We start from the raw sequence: 3,032 nt of genomic DNA, 5'->3' as shown, positions 1-3,032 counted from the left end.
ATCACGCGTGACGTTTTAAGCGGTCAATCAATACCGCTGCAGTCAGGACCGCTCCAAGAACGATTTTTTGATTGAATGGATCGACGTCTGTCAGATTCATTCCGTTTTTGATCACCGCAATAATGAAAGCTCCGATCAGAGTACCAAAGATTTTTCCCTGTCCGCCCATCAACGAAGTGCCACCAACCACGACCGCGGCAATTACTTCCAGTTCATACATTAATCCAAATTTAGGATCGCCGGCCGAAAGTTGTGACGTCAGCATGATCCCACCCAACCCGGCAAGGGCTCCACAAATTGTGTAGACTGCTAACAAAACACGTTTCACGGGAACTCCGGATAAACGTGCGGCCTCTTCGTTCCCGCCGATCGAATAGATGTAACGTCCAAATACCATTCTCGACATCACAAAATTTGCAATCAGATATAGCACGATCATCAAAAAAACCGGATTTGGCACGCCTAAAGTCACACCACGACCCAACCAGAAAAAAGTTGATGGCAACTCGGGAATGGAACGCCCCTCTGCAAGACGAAACGAAAGGCCGCTGGCCATCATCATCATGCCCAATGTCACAATGAACGGTGGAATCTGAAAGGCAGTGACCATGAAACCATTAAACGCTCCCGCCGCGGCACAAACCCCAATACCCAGAAGAATACCGGCCAAAACCATGAACAAACTCGCTTCAGTGCCACCACAATAATCTCGAACGAAGATTGCAGAACTCACCGATGCAAGTGCGACCAATGACCCAACCGACAGATCAATTCCGGCAGTGATAATCACCATTGTCATACCGATGGCGATAATCGCATAGATTGCCGTCTGATTTGCAACGCCCATCAAATTACTGACCTTCAAAAAGTTCGGCCATGTGTAAGGTTTCGGAGTCACACATTTTTTTGAACCCACTGAAGGAAAGCGATCATACACTGTCCACATTGCAGTCACATTATTGGCAGCAATCGCGTCAAATGTCTTTCCTTCGGAGAGAATTGATTCTATCGCTTTTCGCGCATCGGCAGCAGAGCCATTCACTTGACCGAGCACATCAGCCCCTGATGATTCCAGCCGCTTAACAGCTGCTTGTGCGAAGGCGCGATCTTCTTTCGTACTACGTGTGACTACCAGTACATGAGCCTCATTACCATGTTTGGCAAGAATGGTATTGGCCACCTGATTACCAGCACTCGCTCCAGTGGGATGCTGTAGTTTCACCGTCAGCAGACTAAAGAGTATCACCAGCATCAACAACATGAATATCATGCCATAGTCCCGAACGAAGGGGCTATTGAGCAATTTTGATCGTTGCTTTTTTGTCATAATTCAAGCCACTGCCAGTTCCATAATTTCTTGCTGTGTCGCATTGGCAACATCGCCTATTTCGCCTGTAATGCGACCTTCGTGCATGACAAGAATACGGTCGCTCATGCCTAACACTTCCGGTAACTCTGAACTGATCATCAGAATGGCTTTTCCCTGACTGGCCAATTCGTTGATGAGCATATAGATTTCATATTTTGCTCCGACATCGATGCCACGCGTCGGTTCATCAAATATCACTACTTCCGCATTTTTTTGCATCCACTTGGCCAGAACGACTTTCTGCTGATTCCCCCCCGAGAGGTTGCGCGCGAGCTGTTCCTGATTTGGAATTTTAATACTCAATCGATCAATATATTTTGCAAACGCAGACCGTTCATGTTTTTGCATGACACATCCCCAGGCAGAAAACTCGTCCAAATTCGGCAGACCGAAATTCTCTCGCACACTGGCATCAAGCACCAGCCCCTGACTCTTACGATCTTCAGTGAGTAGACAGATCCCCGCTTGAATCGCGTCGCGCGGGCTATGAATTTCAAGTGCGACTCCATCTAGCAGAATCGTCCCCCTATCGGCTCGATCTGCTCCAAAAATCAAACGTGCCAGCTCGCTACGACCCGCTCCGACTAACCCGGTTAGTCCCAGCACTTCTCCAGCATGAATATCGAAACTGACATCACGGACTGCATTAGCTCGACTCAAACCTTTAACAGTCAAACGAGTCTCATTGATTGTATGCTGATGTTTCGGGAACTCATTATTAATCTCACGACCTACCATCATCTCGATCATTCTCTGTCGAGTGAGATCTTCCGTAGTTGATTCGCCAACCACCTCGCCATCGCGTAATATCAAAATACGATCAGCAATCTCGAAAACCTCATCAAGACGATGGCTGATGTAGATCACTCCGATGCCGCTTCGTTTCAAATCACGAATAATTTTAAACAGCCGCGCCACTTCCTGGGGCGTCAGTGCCGCCGATGGTTCATCCATAACGATCAACTGAACATCCTGTGACAACGCCTTTGCAATCTCAACAACTTGTTGCTGGGCGATAGATAATTCACCACAAGGTACGTCGATTGGAATGGCAACACCAATTTGCGCAAACAACGCTTCAGCGCGAAGTCGCTCCTCAGTTCGCCGCACCAGTCCGAAACTTCTCTCTCGCCCCAGAAAAATGTTTTCCCAGGCTGCCAGACCCGGTATGAGGTTAAATTCCTGATAGATGATGCCGATGCCTGCAGCAATCGCTTCGGAAGGGTTCGAAAACTGGACATCAACTCCATCAATACAAATCGAACCCGCGTCGGGCAAATAGACTCCCCCCAGCATCTTGATCAGCGTGCTTTTACCAGCACCATTTTCGCCAAGCAATGCCAGTACTTCTCCACGCTCCATTGTCAAATCAACACCCCCTAAAGCACGGACACCCGGGAAAGATTTCTCGATGCCATGCATGGCGAGCAATGATGATTCCACGAGAGAGGGAGGAGCCGACATAAAGTCCTACCCTTTTTTGAGAAGAGGATCTTTTTCTGCGTCCTCTTTATAGTAGAGCTTGGAAGGGATCAGAATTTCCGTTTCTACATCATCACCATTAAAATACTTGATGATCTGCTCGATTGTAACTTTTCCGATTTGATCCGGAAATTGAATCGGATCACATAGTATTTTACCTTCCAGAATCGCCTCCTTGCCG

2 protein-coding genes and 1 pseudogene are annotated in these 3,032 nt (G+C 47.8%); all 3 read right to left on the bottom strand.

Going from position 1 to position 3,032, the window contains the following annotated elements:
* Window position 1: 1 nt before the first annotated feature.
* On the bottom strand, window positions 2-1,327 hold the full coding sequence (locus Q0668_RS12965; RefSeq protein WP_298865295.1) for an ABC transporter permease: 1,326 nt from the start codon (window positions 1,325-1,327) through the stop codon (window positions 2-4).
* A 3-nt stretch (window positions 1,328-1,330) separates the two neighbouring features.
* The gene (locus tag Q0668_RS12960; protein WP_298865294.1) at window positions 1,331-2,833 is read right to left on the bottom strand and encodes a sugar ABC transporter ATP-binding protein; all 1,503 of its coding nucleotides are present in this window, start codon (window positions 2,831-2,833) and stop codon (window positions 1,331-1,333) included.
* Between the two features lie 6 nt (window positions 2,834-2,839).
* Window positions 2,840-3,032, bottom strand: a pseudogene (locus Q0668_RS12955) (sugar ABC transporter substrate-binding protein); the annotation flags it as partial.

The sequence above is a fragment of the uncultured Gimesia sp. genome (genome assembly GCF_937910335.1).
GTDB lineage: Bacteria > Planctomycetota > Planctomycetia > Planctomycetales > Planctomycetaceae > Gimesia.
Note: the sequence above shows the minus strand (reverse complement) of the source record. Positions and strands in the feature narration are given on the sequence as shown.

Bases quoted from the DNA above. Each gene is read 5' to 3' on its own strand.
- Q0668_RS12960 (WP_298865294.1), bottom strand. From the start codon at position 2,833: ATGTCGGCTCCTCCCTCTCTCGTGGAATCATCATTGCTCGCCATGCAT.
- Q0668_RS12965 (WP_298865295.1), bottom strand. From the start codon at position 1,327: ATGACAAAAAAGCAACGATCAAAATTGCTCAATAGCCCCTTCGTTCGG.